This is a genomic window from Leptotrichia sp. oral taxon 498 (genome assembly GCF_002240055.1).
Lineage (GTDB): Bacteria > Fusobacteriota > Fusobacteriia > Fusobacteriales > Leptotrichiaceae > Leptotrichia > Leptotrichia rugosa.
The window spans coordinates 1,767,489-1,782,030 of the sequence record NZ_CP016753.1 but is presented as its reverse complement, the minus strand read 5'-3'; the positions used below and the strand labels follow the sequence as shown (position 1 = coordinate 1,782,030).

The 14,542-nt window shown below is 28.6% G+C and carries 16 protein-coding genes; 2 read left to right on the top strand and 14 right to left on the bottom strand.

Translation table 11 applies throughout. The annotated features are described in order from the left end of the window. Window positions 1-330 precede the first annotated feature (330 nt). From BCB68_RS08815 to BCB68_RS08795, 5 genes are all read right to left on the bottom strand, one after another. Window positions 331-1,104 (bottom strand): TrmH family RNA methyltransferase, encoded by a 774-nt coding sequence (locus tag BCB68_RS08815; protein ID WP_094080434.1) that lies wholly within the window; start codon window positions 1,102-1,104, stop codon window positions 331-333. A gap of 92 nt (window positions 1,105-1,196) precedes the next feature. Then, on the bottom strand, window positions 1,197-1,538 hold the full coding sequence (locus BCB68_RS08810) for a histidine triad nucleotide-binding protein (protein ID WP_094080433.1): 342 nt from the start codon (window positions 1,536-1,538) through the stop codon (window positions 1,197-1,199). Window positions 1,539-1,655: 117 nt separating this feature from the next. Further along, window positions 1,656-2,084, bottom strand: coding sequence for a ribose 5-phosphate isomerase B (rpiB, locus tag BCB68_RS08805; RefSeq protein ID WP_094080432.1), 429 nt, complete (start codon window positions 2,082-2,084; stop codon window positions 1,656-1,658). 47 nt (window positions 2,085-2,131) lie between these two features. After that, complete coding sequence (locus BCB68_RS08800; protein ID WP_094080431.1) at window positions 2,132-2,518, bottom strand: acyl-CoA thioesterase; 387 nt, start codon at window positions 2,516-2,518, stop codon at window positions 2,132-2,134. 11 nt (window positions 2,519-2,529) lie between these two features. Next, a complete protein-coding gene (locus tag BCB68_RS08795; protein ID WP_094080430.1) occupies window positions 2,530-2,772 on the bottom strand; it encodes a KH domain-containing protein in 243 nt (80 codons plus the stop codon). Window positions 2,773-3,104: 332 nt separating this feature from the next. Between BCB68_RS08795 and BCB68_RS08790 the strand changes: the two genes are divergently transcribed. Next, window positions 3,105-3,647 carry a C40 family peptidase gene (locus tag BCB68_RS08790; protein WP_094080429.1) on the top strand — a complete coding sequence of 181 codons (543 nt, stop codon included), beginning with the start codon at window positions 3,105-3,107 and terminating at the stop codon, window positions 3,645-3,647. Between the two features lie 237 nt (window positions 3,648-3,884). On the opposite strand, the gene galU is transcribed toward BCB68_RS08790, so the two are convergent. From galU to BCB68_RS08765, 5 genes are all read right to left on the bottom strand, one after another. Continuing rightward, the gene (galU, locus tag BCB68_RS08785; RefSeq protein WP_094080428.1) at window positions 3,885-4,781 is read right to left on the bottom strand and encodes a UTP--glucose-1-phosphate uridylyltransferase GalU; all 897 of its coding nucleotides are present in this window, start codon (window positions 4,779-4,781) and stop codon (window positions 3,885-3,887) included. A 24-nt stretch (window positions 4,782-4,805) separates the two neighbouring features. Beyond that, a complete protein-coding gene (locus BCB68_RS08780; protein ID WP_237048615.1) occupies window positions 4,806-5,396 on the bottom strand; it encodes a hypothetical protein in 591 nt (196 codons plus the stop codon). Window positions 5,397-5,466: 70 nt separating this feature from the next. After that, the gene (locus tag BCB68_RS08775) at window positions 5,467-6,087 is read right to left on the bottom strand and encodes a YdcF family protein (protein ID WP_094080427.1); all 621 of its coding nucleotides are present in this window, start codon (window positions 6,085-6,087) and stop codon (window positions 5,467-5,469) included. A gap of 331 nt (window positions 6,088-6,418) precedes the next feature. Then, window positions 6,419-8,248, bottom strand: coding sequence for an ABC transporter ATP-binding protein (locus BCB68_RS08770; protein ID WP_094080426.1), 1,830 nt, complete (start codon window positions 8,246-8,248; stop codon window positions 6,419-6,421). A 117-nt stretch (window positions 8,249-8,365) separates the two neighbouring features. Next, window positions 8,366-10,003, bottom strand: coding sequence for an ABC transporter ATP-binding protein (locus BCB68_RS08765; RefSeq protein WP_237048614.1), 1,638 nt, complete (start codon window positions 10,001-10,003; stop codon window positions 8,366-8,368). Between the two features lie 481 nt (window positions 10,004-10,484). On the opposite strand from BCB68_RS08765, the gene BCB68_RS08760 reads away from it, so the two are divergent. Then, window positions 10,485-10,742, top strand: coding sequence for a SemiSWEET family transporter (locus BCB68_RS08760; RefSeq protein ID WP_068153930.1), 258 nt, complete (start codon window positions 10,485-10,487; stop codon window positions 10,740-10,742). 76 nt (window positions 10,743-10,818) lie between these two features. Here the strand turns inward: BCB68_RS08760 and BCB68_RS08755 are convergent, their stop codons facing one another. From BCB68_RS08755 to asrA, 4 genes are all read right to left on the bottom strand, one after another. Continuing rightward, window positions 10,819-11,472, bottom strand: coding sequence for an epoxyqueuosine reductase QueH (locus BCB68_RS08755; protein ID WP_094080815.1), 654 nt, complete (start codon window positions 11,470-11,472; stop codon window positions 10,819-10,821). 154 nt (window positions 11,473-11,626) lie between these two features. Beyond that, window positions 11,627-12,604: a sulfite reductase subunit C gene (gene asrC / locus BCB68_RS08750; RefSeq protein WP_094080425.1), complete on the bottom strand. Its 978-nt coding sequence runs from the start codon at window positions 12,602-12,604 to the stop codon at window positions 11,627-11,629. 42 nt (window positions 12,605-12,646) lie between these two features. Then, window positions 12,647-13,468, bottom strand: coding sequence for an anaerobic sulfite reductase subunit AsrB (gene asrB / locus BCB68_RS08745; RefSeq protein WP_094080424.1), 822 nt, complete (start codon window positions 13,466-13,468; stop codon window positions 12,647-12,649). Then, the gene (asrA, locus tag BCB68_RS08740) at window positions 13,468-14,499 is read right to left on the bottom strand and encodes an anaerobic sulfite reductase subunit AsrA (RefSeq protein WP_094080423.1); all 1,032 of its coding nucleotides are present in this window, start codon (window positions 14,497-14,499) and stop codon (window positions 13,468-13,470) included. The genes asrB and asrA overlap by 1 nt, the downstream gene beginning before the upstream one ends. Window positions 14,500-14,542 lie beyond the last annotated feature (43 nt).

The following is a 14,542-nucleotide window of genomic DNA, read 5'->3' as shown; positions in this document are numbered from 1 at the left end:
TTTTATAAAATTTTTACCATTTTTATTTATGGTAACATTTTTAAAAGTTAATTTCAACAAGAAATTTTTTCAAAACTCTTTTTGCTTTTAAAATTTTTACTAAAATATTACAATATTACATATAATTCTTATTTTACCAAAATTCCATTGTTCTTTCAAGTTATTTTGAAAATTTATTAAATAATTTTACTTTATTTCAATAATTTTTATATTTTTACAAAATTTCAAAAAAATTTATTTTAATAATTTTTTATTTATAAAAAATAAAATTATTTGAAATTTACTAAAAAAATCACAATCAATTTAATGACAATGACTGTGATATTTTTCTTATTTTTTGCCAATAATTTTTTCCTTCATTTTATATAAAAAAACTCCAGCCGCAACACTTACATTAAGGGATTCAATATTTCCATATATAGGAATTATTGCTTTTATATCCGAATTATTTATCATATAATCTGAAACTCCACCACCTTCATGCCCAAAAATAAAAGCATTTTTTTCCTTTAATTCTATTTTCTCATATGAAACAGAATCTTTATACAATGCTGTTGAAATTGTCAAATAATTATTTTCTTTCAAAAATTTTACAATATTTTTAGGCATTTCATAAATGACATTTAATTTGAAAATCCCGCTCATAGTCGCTCTCACAGTTTTTGGATTATAGACATCCACCGAACCTTTCGTAAGAACTAAGTTATAAAAACCCGTTGCAATCATTGTTCTAATAATTGTTCCAACGTTTCCAGGATCTTGAATATCATCTAAAATTACAACGTCACCTTTTATATCTAAAATCGTATTCAAATTTTTGGAGTACAAAAAAATTATTCCTTGACTATTTTCCTGTGTTGAAACTTCGTCAAATAAATTATCTTTTAAAATTGTCAAATTTTCATTTTGAGAAATATTATATTTTTTTTCAAAATATTCAAATTTTGATTCTTTCACAATAATTTTATTAAAATTTATATTTTCGCCTAAAAATTTTTCACCTTCAGCTTTAAAAATACTGTTTTCATCTCTATACTTTTTTTTATCCAACTTTTTTAACAATTTATAAAACTTATTATCTGAACTTGCTATTATATCTTTCATTAAATTTATTTTCTCTTTCTCTTTTTTTCTTCATAATTAAATTCTTTATAGTTAAATTATATAAAATCTTTAAATTTTTTTATTTATCTTCATTATTTAAAGTTTTCTGGTAATTTTTCTCCACCTAAAATATGATAATGCATATGAAAAACTGTTTGTCCACCATTTTCATTTATATTTGTAATAACTCTGTAACCATCCTTAGAAATTCCCAATTTACGAGCAATTTTTGCAATTGTCAATTGCAATTTTCCTAGTACCAGCACATCTTCTTCAGTCGCTTCATCTAAATTCTTAATTTCTTTTTTAGGTATCACAATGACATGAACTTTAGCTTGTGGCTGAATATCATAAAAAGCCAAAAAATCATCATCTTCATAAACTATATTTGCTGGTATTTCTTTATCTATTATTTTTTTAAAAATTGTTGACATAACTTTTTTTATCCTTTCTATATTTATTCTACTGTTATCTCTTTTATCTCCATCTAATCTGCCTAAATTATTTTTTTTGTAAGTTTCATTTAACTTTATTTTTTAATTAAATTAAAATTATCTTTCTATTTTATCGACTCTTCTAGCATGTCTTCCACCTTCAAATTCAGTATTTATAAATGTTTCAACACATGCAAGTCCCAATTCATCTCCAATTACTCTGGCTCCCAATGCAATGACATTCGCATCGTTGTGAAGTCTAGCAAGTCTTGCTGTAAATTCATTGTGAACAAGTGCTGCTCTGATTCCTTTAATTTTATTTGCTGCAATTGAAATTCCAATCCCTGTTCCACAGATAAGTATCCCGTATTCAGCTTTCCCGTCTAAAACTTTTTCACCTACAAGTGCTGCAATATCTGGATAATCAACCGATTCCAATGAATCCGTTCCAACATTAATAATCTCGTGTCCTCTTCCTTTGAGCGCCTTTACCAATTTTTCTTTAAATTCCACTCCTGCGTGATCATTTCCGATAACTAATTTCATCTAAAAATCCTCTTTCTCAAAAATTTTTTATTGTATTTTAATAAAATTTATTTTTTTAAAATTTCTAACATCTCTTTTGAAATTCTTTTTAATTTTCCATTTTTATCTACAAATACATTTACTGTTCGTGCTTTTGCTTTTAAAACTTTATTAGAGTCATACATTTCATAGTAAAATTTTATTTTTATACTATTGATTTCTTCAATTTTTACAAAAATTTCAATTTCATCGTCATATTTAGCCGAGTCAATATATTCGATATTAAGAGACTTGACTGGCAAAATAAATCCCATATTTTCTATGTTCTTATAGGGTAAAATATCTCTAAAATATTCAGTTCTTGCAATTTCCATCCATTTCAAATAATTTGAGTGATAAACAACTCCCATTTTATCAGTATCATAATAATATATTCTAAGTTTAAAACTCTTCATAAATTTTTCCCTTACATCTCTTTTATTTCAATTTTTACAGATCTCTTGTCTTTTTTGGCAATTGAAGAAATGAGAACACGAAGAGCCGTGATAATTCTTCCATTTTTTCCGATAACTTTTCCCATATCTTCTTTTATCACATTAATTGTAACATCAATATGTCTACCTTTCTCACTGCTTTCAATCATATAATTTTCCGTAGAATCCAATAAATTTTCAATCCAAAAATTTATCGTTTCAAAATATTTACTCATTCTTTTTTCTCTCCCGTCTTTTAATTTTCTTTTTCACACTTAAATAATACAATATTGGAAGTTAATTTGTCAATATTATTTTAAACAAATCTTTTAAATAAGTCTTTAAAAGATAATTTTTTTATTGATTTTCTTGAATTTTTTTAAAAATTAATAATTTTTTTAAATTTTTTTATATTTGATAAAAAACCTTTAATAATCAATGTTTTATCGAAATTTTTCTGATTTTTTTGCCATTTTTCTAAGATAAAAATATAATTTATCAAACAATATAAAAAGTGTGCCTTGCTATAATGTGTATACCAAAGTTCAAAGGTAGATAGGAGGTTACAATGAAAAAAATATTGATACTAGCTGGAGCTTTGCTTATTTCTGCAGTATCTTTTGCAGACTTAGAAAGTACAATCAAGAATCATTACAAAAATACTGATTTGACTATAAAAAGAGAGGTGGAACCTGCGAATAGTTATAATAGCTATGCTAATCCTACTTCAAATGCAGTAAGAGATAAAGTTATCAGTTTTGCACAAACTAAATTAGGTTCGCCATATGTATGGGGTGCTACAGGACCAAATACATTTGATTGTTCTGGCTTCGTTGGTTATGTTTTCAAAAAAGCTGCTAATGTAGACTTACCTAGAGTTTCAAGTTCACAAGCCGCATATAAACCAAGAATTTCATCAATGAACATGAAAAAAGGTGATTTAGTATTTTTCGAAACAACTGGAAAAGGTAGAATTTCACATGTAGGAATTTATATGGGAAATAGCCAATTTATTCATGCTTCTTCTGGAGGTAGAAAAGTAATGGTTTCTAGTTTAGACAGTAGTTTTTACAACAAAACATTTAGATGGGCAATTAATCCGTTTAGTTAAAAAGTCAACAATTTGTATTTAATTTAAAATTTATTTTTTACATAATATTTATAGCAAGTTTTCTGTTACTTGTAAATCAATCAGAAAAATCAATATAATTTTCAAATTGTAGAATTGAAAATTAAAATTAAGACTTTGGAGGAGATAATATCTGTATAGGTATTATCTCTATTTTTTATAAAAAAAGAACCTTAACTTAAGATTCTCCTTTATTTTTTATTTAATTTTTTCAAAAATTCACAATTTTTTTGCCAATTCTTTCAGATATTCTTTTGCTCTATCTTTTAATTCAGGATGTCTAAGTCCAAATTCAACATTTGCTACAAACATTCCAAATTTATCTCCAGTATCATATCTATTTCCCTCAAAATTGTAAGCGTATAACCTGTCCTTATCTTTTTTCATTGCTAAAATAGCATCGGTTAATTGAATCTCTCCACCTTTTCCAGGTTTTGTGTTTTTTAAATACGAAAATATTTCAGGCTCTAAAACATATCGTCCCAGAGCTGCCATTCTGCTTGGTGCTTCTTCAATTGAAGGTTTTTCAATAAAATCTTCCACCATCACAGTTTTTGCGTCAATTTGATTTTTCGGTTTTATGATTCCATATTTAGAAACATTTTTTTGTAAAACTTCCTGTACTCCTAAAATATTTCCTCCATCTAATTCACTGTACTTTTCAATTAATTGCTTTGTTACAGGAACTTCTCCTTTTGATTTATCTGTATAAATGATATCATCTCCCAAAAGTACGACAAATGGTTCATTTCCAACAAATGCTTCGGCACAACTTATTGCATGACCTAGTCCAAGCGGTTTTTTCTGTCTTACATAATAAATATTGGACATTTCGGAAATTTTATTCACTTCTTTGAGCAATTCTAATTTACCATTTTCTTCCAATGTCTTTTCTAATTCAAAAGAGTAGTCAAAATGGTTTTCAATCGAAACTTTATTCCGACCTGTAATAATTAAAATTTCTTCAATTCCAGATTCCACTAATTCTTCAACTAGATACTGAAGCGCCGGTTTGTCAACGATTGACAACATTTCTTTCGGCTGTGCTTTTGTTGCAGGTAATACTCTAGTCCCAAGACCTGCTGCAGGAATAACAGCTTTTCTAATTCTTTTCATACTTTTCTCCTTAACGCTTATTTTTTAAAAATAAATTTCATCACTGTAAGTCACAGAATCCAATCGGTCAAACAAAGATATTCTGTCAAACAACTCTTTTCCTTGCGTACTTCCCACTACTCTGTATGTTTTCGTTTTCATATCATAAACCAATTTACCAATTACAAAAAATTTATTTTCATCTATTTGTCCGTAAAATCTCACAACTTCACTATCTGGCAGATTTTCTTTTTTTATTTTTGCTGTATTTATTGTTTTCAAAAGATTTTTATATTCATCCAGTTTTTTATAAAAAGTTTCTTTAAATTCAGAATTTGTCGTATTGTTATCAACTTTAATTGCAATACCTATATTCAGGTCATAATTCCCATTTTGCAGTAAATAATATACCATTTTTGTCCCATCAGAATCACAAAAAATTTCATTAGCTTTATTTCCCGATTTTATTTGAGAAATCACTCTTTTCAAAAGGTCATCTGATTTGTTTAAAAATTCGCAAGAGTTAATTTTTGTCAATTCATTCTGAGGCTTGTCTATAACATTAGCACCGGCATTTACTTTTGCAAAAGATTGTAAACTAAGTCCCGCAATTAAAAATATCATTAATTTTTTCATATTTTTTTAATCCTTTCGTTTTTGACTTGTTAATTAATTATATAATATTTTTTTAATTTTCACAACATTTTTATTTTTTATCCCAAATAAAAAATTTTATATTTGACAAAAATTCTCTGAAATGTGATTTTGGAATAAAAATCAAAGGAGTCTTGGCTGGTAATCCGTAAAATTTATATCCTTCTTTTTCATATCCCAAAGACTTTGCAATATTTTTCGCTCTAAAAATATGATAGTTATTTGTCACAATCAAAATATTTTTTTTATTTTTTTGTGGATTATCTTCTTTTATTTTTTTAAGTGAAAATTCAAAATTTTGAATGGTGTTTCGAGATTTATCTTCCAAAATAATTCTTTCTTCCGAAATTCCCAATTTCAAAAGTTCCCTTTTAATCGCTAGTGCTTCCGAAATTTTTTCATTCGACCCTTTTCCTCCAGTTGCTATTACCTTTACCGAATTATTTTTCTGTAAGAACTCACTAGCTTTTTTAATTCTCTCTACAAGTGACTCACTTGGTTTTTCACCATAAACTCTAGCTCCCAGAATGATTACATAATCTATTTTTTTATTTTTATAAATTAATTTATCATCATTTTTATACTCTTTTATCACAAAATATTCTTCCAAAATAAATGCTACAAAAATTAAAATAACAAATATTTTCAAAATAGTAAAAATTATATTTTTCATAAAATCTCCAATTTTTTATTTATTATTATTTTGTATGACAATCAAAAATATTTTCATTACTTAAAGTTACAATATTTTTATTTAATAAAATAAAAAATAATGAACGTTTTAATTATACAACAAAAAATGATTTTTTCAAAGTGTTAATTTTTTTGTTAGATAGATTGTCTAATTATAAAAAATTTAATGTCCGATAATAAATTTAAGATTTTTAATTTAAAATAAAAAAGTTTCTTTTATAAAAATAATTTAAATTTTTAAATAAAATAAAAAAGAAGAAATTCAAAACTTCTTCTTTTTAAATTTCAAAATTTATTTATTTTAAAATTAATTACTGATTTTCAAAGCCACCTGTATATAATTGATAATAAGTTCCTTTTTGTGCAATTAATTCCTCATGATTTCCTCGCTCTATTATTTTTCCTTGATCCAAAACCATTATAACATCTGAATTTTTTATTGTTGATAATCTGTGCGCAATTACAAATACCGTTCTTCCTTCCATTAATTTATCCATTCCATCTTGCACAATTTTTTCCGTTCTTGTGTCAATGCTGGAAGTCGCTTCATCCAAAATCAATACTGGCGGATCGGCAATCGCTGCTCTTGCTATTGACAAAAGTTGTCTTTGCCCCTGAGAAAGACTTGCACCATTTCCACTTAAGACTGTGTTGTAGCCATTTGGCAAATGAGTTATGAAATAATCCGCATTTGCTAATTTTGCTGCGGCTCTCACTTCTTCATCTGTCGCATCTAATTTACCATATCGTATGTTATCAGCAACCGTTCCAGAAAATAAATTTGTATCTTGTAAAACTATTCCAAGTGAAGCTCGTAAATCTGACTTATGAATTTTATCAATATTTATTCCATCGTAACGAATTTTTCCAGAATTAATATCATAAAACTTATTTATTAAATTTGTAATCGTAGTTTTCCCAGCTCCTGTCGCTCCAACAAACGCTATTTTCTGCCCTGGCTTTGCAAATAAATTTATATTGTGAAGTACTGTTTTATTTTCATTATAACCAAAAGTTACATTTTCAAAGACAACATCTCCCAGAAGTTTTGTATAAGTTACTGTTCCATCTGAATGAAGGTGTTTCCAAGCCCATTTTCCAGTATGTTCTTTTACTTCTGTAATATTTCCGTGTTCATCAATTTTCACATTTATCAATTTTACATAACCTTCATCTTTTTCAGAAACTTGATCCAATAGCTCAAATACTCTCTGTGCCCCAGCTGCCGCCAATATAACTGAAGTTAGCTGCTGTGCAATTTGAGAAACTGGCTGATTAATCACTTTTATAAACTGCAAAAATGAAACTAATCCGCCAAGGGTGAATCCCGCAATGTTGTTATACACAATTATTGAACCAATAACGGCAGTCAACACAAAATTAATATTTCCCAAATTTCCCACCGCAGGTCCCAATATATTGGCATATTTCATCGCTTTGTCGGCACTTTTAAATAATTCTTCATTATACTTTTCAAAATTTTTGTTCGCTTCTTCTTCATACGAAAAAACTTTTACAACCCGCAATCCTTCGATTATTTCTTCAACATATCCGTTTACAGCTCCAATATTTTTTTGCTGTGCGACATAATTTTTTGAACTTCTTTTAGAAATCGCTTTTGTCGTAAAAATCATTACGATTATCATAAAAACGACAAAAAAAGTAAGTGGCACATTTAAAATAAACATAGAAATTAAAACTCCAATAATTGTGACAATTGATGAAATTACCTGTGACAAGCTCTCCACCATCATCGCTCTTAAAGTGTCAATATCAGTTGAATAAACACTCATAATATCCCCATGTGCATTTGTGTCAAAAAATTTTATTGGCAAACTTTCCATATTGACAAAAACATCATCTCTTAAACTTTTTAGCGTTCCTTGAGCGATATAAATCATCATAAGTCCATAAATGTATGAACAAATGACTGCAAATCCATAAACTGCTATCATTTTGGAAATAATCGCCAAAAGAAGTGAATAATCAATACTTTTATGCAATTTATATTGTTTTACGCTTGGCACGATAAAATTGTCCATCAGCTCTTTTGTAAACATTGTCCCACGAACCATTCCAAGGGTGCTTAATAAAATGAATATTATAACTAATACAGTCAAAATTTTATTGTGCTCAAACATATATTTTAAAAGTCTGAGTAAACCTTTTATTTGAGATTTTTTTGAATTCTTTTCTTTTCTTCAAGTTCTTCTTTTCTTTCTTTTTTTTCTTTTTTATTTTTTTCTCAATTTTTTTCATTATTTTTCACTCCCTTCTGTCTGTGATTCGTAAATTTCTCGGTAAATTTGACTAGATTTAATCAATTCTTCGTGTGTTCCAAAATTTACGATTTTTCCTTCATTCATGACAATGATTTTATCTGAATCAATTATTGATGAAATTCTTTGTCCGATAATTATTTTTGTAATATGTGGAATTTCATTTTTAAACGCATTTCTTATTAATTTATCCGTTTTCGTGTCAACTGCGCTTGTTGAATCATCTAAAATTAATATTTTAGGATTTTTAAGCAATGCTCTTGCGATACAAAGTCTTTGTCTCTGTCCACCAGAAACATTTGTCCCGCCACGCTCTATATAAGTATCGTATTTATCAGGAAACTTTTGGATAAATTCATCAGCTTGTGCCAATTTACACACATGCTCAATTTGACTGTCCGTTGAATTTTTATTTCCCCAACGAAGATTTTCTTTTATTGTTCCAGAAAAAAGAACATTTTTTTGTAAAACCATCGCTACATTGTCACGAAGCGTCTTTATATCATAATTTCTAACATCTTTACCACTTACAAGAACTTCTCCGCTTATCACATCATAAAGTCTTGGAATAAGCTGAACAAGTGCCGACTTTGAACTTCCCGTTCCGCCGATTATTCCAATGGTCTGTCCAGAATTTATCTTTAAATTAATATTTTCCAAATTTAATATTTCAGGATTATTGCTATAGCTAAAGTTTACATTTTTAAACTCAATATCTCCATTTTTAACTTGTTTTATGGGATTTTGCGGATTTTTTATGCTTGACTCTTCATTTAATACAAGTGCTATTCGTTCCCCTGATTCACGAGATAAAACGATATTCACCATAACCATAGCCATCATAAGCAGGCTCATCAAAATGTTTGTTGTATACGCAAATAAACTTGTCAGCTGTCCAGTTGTCAAATCTCCTACAACAATCATTTTTGCTCCTAACCAAGATAATAATAAAATGCATGAAAATATTGTTAACTGCATTGCTGGTGCAATAAAAACTATCATTCGTTCCCCTTTTAACATCAACTCTTTTAATTCTTTTGTAGCTTTTTTAAATTTATTTGTTTCATACTTTTCTCGAATAAAAGATTTTACAACTCTAATTCCGTTTATATTTTCCTGCAAATTTATGTTCAAATCATCATATTTTCTAATCGCACGAGAGAAATAAGGATGAACTCCAAACATTATAAATGCCAAAACGCAGCTTAAAAATATAATTGCAATTAAAAATATAACTGAAAGTTTTGGACTTATTAGAAACGACATAAACATCGCTACAACAAGCATAACTGGTGCTCTGCAAAATGCTCTTATCAAAAGTTGAAATGACATTTGAATATTATTTACATCGGTTGTAAATCTTGTGATAAGTCCAGCTGTGGAGAACTTATCAATATTTGTAAATGAATATTGCTGTATTTTATTAAACATCGCCCATCTCAAATTTTTAGCAAACCCAGCAGAAGCATGTGACGCATATCTTCCCGCCAAAATTCCAGCTGTAAGCGAAACCATCGCAATAACTAGCGTAAATGATCCAACTTTTACAGTAAAGCTCATATCTCCCTTGTTTAATCCTAAATCAATGATTGAAGCCATAAGTGTCGGTATAAGCATTTCCAGAATAGCTTCTAGCGCAATGAAAATTGGCGCAATTAAAGTACTTTTTTATATTCACCAATATGTGAGAACAGTGTCTTTATCATATTCCTTCCTTTCTCAATACTTCAAAAGTTTTTTTTAATTTTTGAAAGTACATTTTCTCTTAATTTTTTTCTTAAAATAAAAAAAACTAGCAACTTTTATTGCTAAAATTTAAATTTTAATATTTAACTTTAATATTTAAAAATTTTTTCGTTTTGATATTATACCACAATCTTACTTTGAATTAAGTTATACTTTTATAATTTTTTTCTTTTATTTAGAAAAATTCTGATTTTAATTTTACTAAAAATATAAAAGTTTACTTGAATTTTTAAATAAAAAGTAGTATAATTATTGAATAAATAAAAATATAAAGATTAATACTCAACATTTTATAATTATATAATTATAGAAAAAATAAAAAACTAGAGTGTTAAAGAAAGAAGGAAAAAAGATGACTGAAAAAAATCTAAAAATTTTAGGATGGCTCGGAACATTACTTTCTGTAATAATGTATGTATCTTATGTTCCGCAAATAATGGGAAATTTACATGGACATAAAACATTTTTCCTACAACCATTAGCTGCAACAGTTAACTGTGCTATTTGGACAAGTTATGGACTTTTAAAAGAAAAAAAAGATTATCCGTTGTCAGCAGCAAATTTACCAGGAGTTATTTTTGGATTTCTTGCAACAGTTACAGCATTTTAAATAATTTAATTTAAAAAATTAAACTCATTAAAATGATTATCGGTCGTCTATTAATGAGTTTTTTTATTTTTAATATCTATTTATATTCATTTAAATCAATTCCTTGATCTAGTGCTGCAAATACACAGCCGCAGTAACATTGTCTGTAAATATCATATTCAGCACACATGTCAACTGAACGCTTGTAGCCGTTATTTTTCTTAAAATCCGCTGGCAAATATTTTACATCAAAAATTTCTTGAATTTCTAGCCCCAAAGTATTTATAAGCTGACTATTTTTATGTGGACTCAGTGTCAAAGCGCTCCCAAAGTAGTCAAATCCCAGTTTCTGCGCTTTTTTAGCCACTATATCAAGTCTCATTTGAAAGCAAATTGTACATCTTTTTCCTCCTTCTTTTTCATTTTCCAGACCTTTTACAGCACGATAAAAATCAGCAGGTTTATACTCTTCTTCAATAAATCCAACATTATTTCCAGTTTTCTTATTAAATTTGTCAATAAATTCCTTCTGCACCAAAGCTCTTTTTTCATACTCAGCTCGGGGATGAATGTTGTTATTGGCGAAAAGTACGGTAACATCGGCATATTGCGTAAGAAACTCCAAAACATAGGTGCTGCACGGCGCACAACAACTATGAACCAATATTTTCGGTCGGATTTCATTTTTTTTCCAATCATCTATTAATTTCCCCAAAATTGTGTGATAATTAATTTTTTGATTTGGATTCATTTTTTCAAGTATTTCTTTCGCATTTTTTATATTTTCTTCTATCAATTTCTTTACTCCTTTTTTTAATTAAATTAAATAAAAATGATACTATTCTTTTGTTAAATAGTATCAAATTATTATTTTCTTTTCAAGTTTATTATTTTTTTACAAAAAATTATTTAATTCCAGGATATTTTATGCTATTTCCCCAGTAAATTCTATCAATCATAATGGCTTCTTCAGGTAAGTTTACATCTTTTAGAACCCATTTCTTAAATTCATCAAAGCCAGTTCTGTCAACGATATAACCGATATGCTCTTTTGGAAGACTTCTATCTATATATTTGTCAACATATTCATAAGTATTTTTCATAATTTTTATAATTGATTCTTCGTCTGCCCACAAAAGCCAATCTTCAGCAAGTCTTGGATTTTGCTTTCCAGTTCTTCCCATTATCGCAAGCTTATAGTATTTTTTGGGTGATCTTGTCCACGCTCCTGTAGGACAGTTTAAGACACATTCTCCACAACCTATGCATCTGTCATGATCTCTCACAGGTTTATAATTTTTATATGTAATCGCTCCTGTAGACAATTTTTTACATTTTCTTTCACACATTCCACACGAAACACATCTTGATTCATCCAGTTCAGGCTTTGCCATTCCGATTATTCCAAAATCGTGCATTCTTACTTTTTGACAATCATTTGGACAGCCAGTTAGAGCAACTTTAAAGTGAAAATCATTTGGAAAAATCGCTTTTTCTATTTTTTTTGCAAGTTCAGTTGTGTTGTAAGCCCCTTTTGGACAAACTTTATTTCCGATACATGCTGCCACATTTCTTGTCCCAGCTGCTGCATATCCTTTATCTTTGTCCTTGTAATTAATATCTAATTTTTCCATAATTGGCTGAACCATTTTGTTGACTTTTTCAATGTCCTTCCAATTGATTCCCAAAACTTCAAATCCTTGACGAGTTGTAATATGCACATTTCCATCTCCGTAAGTATTTGCTATATCTGCAACTAAGCCCATTATTTCTGCTGTAATAGCTCCACCTGGAACTCTTACACGAAGTGCAGTTTTTGATCTGTCTTTTGTCACTCTATATGCATTTTTTGTAACAACTTTTCTATTTAAATCCATACTCATTTTATTGCCTTCTTTCTTAAATTTAGATTTCTAAAAATTTTTCTAATCCAACAATTTTTGTGCCTTGTCATACTTAAATACAGGCCCTTCTAAGCAGATATATGTCTCATCAATTTTACAGTGCCCACATTTTCCAACCGCACACGACATTTTTCTCTCAAATGAAACCCATATTTTTTCAACTGGCACATTCAATTTCAAAATTTCAAGACAGGCAAAATGCATCATTATTGGCGGTCCCACTACAATAAACTCGGTTTCATCCATATTTTCAATTTTCAAATCTGGAATATATTTAGTTACCATTCCTTCATGAAATTCTTCTTCAGTTTTCCCTAAATCTCTTGCACTTTCAGCATTGTCCAAAGTGACTAAAATCTCAATATTTTCCCTCCAACGAGAAAACTCTTCTTCAAAAATCACGCTTTCATAATTTTTGTAACCTACAATTATTTTAAAAGACTTCATTTCTTCAGGATGTTTTGTAAAATATTCAATAATCGGACGAACTGGTGCAATTCCACTTCCTCCAACAACCATTACAATATGTTTATTTTTATATTTCTCAATTGGGAAACCATTTCCGTAAGGTCCACGCAAAAATACTTTATCTCCAGCTTTTAATTTAAAAATTTCATCTGTTACTTTCCCAACTTTTCTAATCAAAAAATCCAAATATCCTTTTTCCAAGTCAAAATTTGCAATTGAAATAGGAGCTTCTCCAACTTTAGGAAGCGACACTTGCATAAATTGTCCAGCATTCACACTACTTTCATTATATTCCACACGAAAAAGCCACTCCAACTCTGTCGTCTGTTCCACAAGTAAAACTTTGTGCGCTGTCGGCAAATAAATATTTTCCATTAGATTTCACCCCTTTTTTCTTTGGAAATTCTCTTTAGTTCCGCACTTAATTTATTTATGCAGTTTGAGAATGAAATGTATTCAGGGCAAGCATCATCACATCGTCCACAACCAGTACACATCTGGTACCCAAATCTCTTTTTAAAGTCAGAAATTTTATGCATAACTTTAAATCTCATTCTATCTCCATGTCTTTGTCTAAACGAATGACCACCAGCCATATCAGTAAATCCATTTACATGGCACGAAGCCCACACTCTTCTCCGCTCACCATTATTGTCATTCTCGCTGTAAAAAATATCTTGCGTCGTCGTACAAGTACAAGTTGGACAGACAAAGTTACATTTTCCACAAGCTATGCAACGGCTGTCATATTCACGCCATAAATCTAAATTTATAATATCGGAAAGTTCAATATTGTCTGGAATATCTACATGAATTTCATTGTCAGTTACAAATTCCATTTCAAAATCTTTTTCTTTATTTTGTGTTTCTTCAAAAAACTCTTTCATTTCGTCGTCTTTTATATCAACAAAAATTTCATTTTCTGTAACTTTAATTCCCAAATTATATTTATCAGTTTTGTTAGTTCCCATATCCACGCAAAAACAATTTTCAAATGAATTTGGACATCCAAATACGACAAATTTAACTTTATCCCTCACTCTTTTATAATAAATATCTAAAAATTTGTTATTTAAGTAAATTTCATCCACTCTTTTTACTCCATGAAAATCACAGCTTCTTAAAAATATTAAATATTTTTTATCCTGTTCTTCTGGCATTTTACACTCGTCACCAGTAAAATAGAACATTGTTTGAGTTATAGGAAGCATTATTTCCTTTGCTGAAAAATGCGATTTTTTATCAAAGCAAATTTCTTCCACTTTATTTATTTTTGAATATCTGATAACAGGCGTATCAGAAAAAGTTCCACGATACGGTATTTCAATCGGAGCATAGATTTCATATTCTTTGCTCAATTTTGAAAGTGCTGCATTAAAATTTTCGTAATCTAAACTTATTTTCATTTTTCCTCCTGAATTAAATTTCTCTCCGTATATTAATAAAAAA

What these genes read in the sequence shown, in the direction of transcription:
- BCB68_RS08775 (WP_094080427.1), bottom strand. Translation starts at nt 6,087, where the DNA reads ATGAAAAATATAATTTTTACTATTTTGAAAATATTTGTTATTTTAATT.
- BCB68_RS08770 (WP_094080426.1), bottom strand. Translation starts at nt 8,248, where the DNA reads ATGTTTGAGCACAATAAAATTTTGACTGTATTAGTTATAATATTCATT.
- BCB68_RS08765 (WP_237048614.1), bottom strand. Translation starts at nt 10,003, where the DNA reads ATGCTTATACCGACACTTATGGCTTCAATCATTGATTTAGGATTAAAC.
- asrB (WP_094080424.1), bottom strand. Translation starts at nt 13,468, where the DNA reads ATGGAAAATATTTATTTGCCGACAGCGCACAAAGTTTTACTTGTGGAA.
- BCB68_RS08755 (WP_094080815.1), bottom strand. Translation starts at nt 11,472, where the DNA reads ATGAATCCAAATCAAAAAATTAATTATCACACAATTTTGGGGAAATTA.
- BCB68_RS08790 (WP_094080429.1), top strand. Translation starts at nt 3,105, where the DNA reads ATGAAAAAAATATTGATACTAGCTGGAGCTTTGCTTATTTCTGCAGTA.
- BCB68_RS08810 (WP_094080433.1), bottom strand. Translation starts at nt 1,538, where the DNA reads ATGTCAACAATTTTTAAAAAAATAATAGATAAAGAAATACCAGCAAAT.
- asrC (WP_094080425.1), bottom strand. Translation starts at nt 12,604, where the DNA reads ATGAGTATGGATTTAAATAGAAAAGTTGTTACAAAAAATGCATATAGA.
- BCB68_RS08780 (WP_237048615.1), bottom strand. Translation starts at nt 5,396, where the DNA reads ATGAAAAAATTAATGATATTTTTAATTGCGGGACTTAGTTTACAATCT.
- BCB68_RS08760 (WP_068153930.1), top strand. Translation starts at nt 10,485, where the DNA reads ATGACTGAAAAAAATCTAAAAATTTTAGGATGGCTCGGAACATTACTT.
- asrA (WP_094080423.1), bottom strand. Translation starts at nt 14,499, where the DNA reads ATGAAAATAAGTTTAGATTACGAAAATTTTAATGCAGCACTTTCAAAA.
- rpiB (WP_094080432.1), bottom strand. Translation starts at nt 2,084, where the DNA reads ATGAAATTAGTTATCGGAAATGATCACGCAGGAGTGGAATTTAAAGAA.
- galU (WP_094080428.1), bottom strand. Translation starts at nt 4,781, where the DNA reads ATGAAAAGAATTAGAAAAGCTGTTATTCCTGCAGCAGGTCTTGGGACT.
- BCB68_RS08815 (WP_094080434.1), bottom strand. Translation starts at nt 1,104, where the DNA reads ATGAAAGATATAATAGCAAGTTCAGATAATAAGTTTTATAAATTGTTA.
- BCB68_RS08800 (WP_094080431.1), bottom strand. Translation starts at nt 2,518, where the DNA reads ATGAAGAGTTTTAAACTTAGAATATATTATTATGATACTGATAAAATG.
- BCB68_RS08795 (WP_094080430.1), bottom strand. Translation starts at nt 2,772, where the DNA reads ATGAGTAAATATTTTGAAACGATAAATTTTTGGATTGAAAATTTATTG.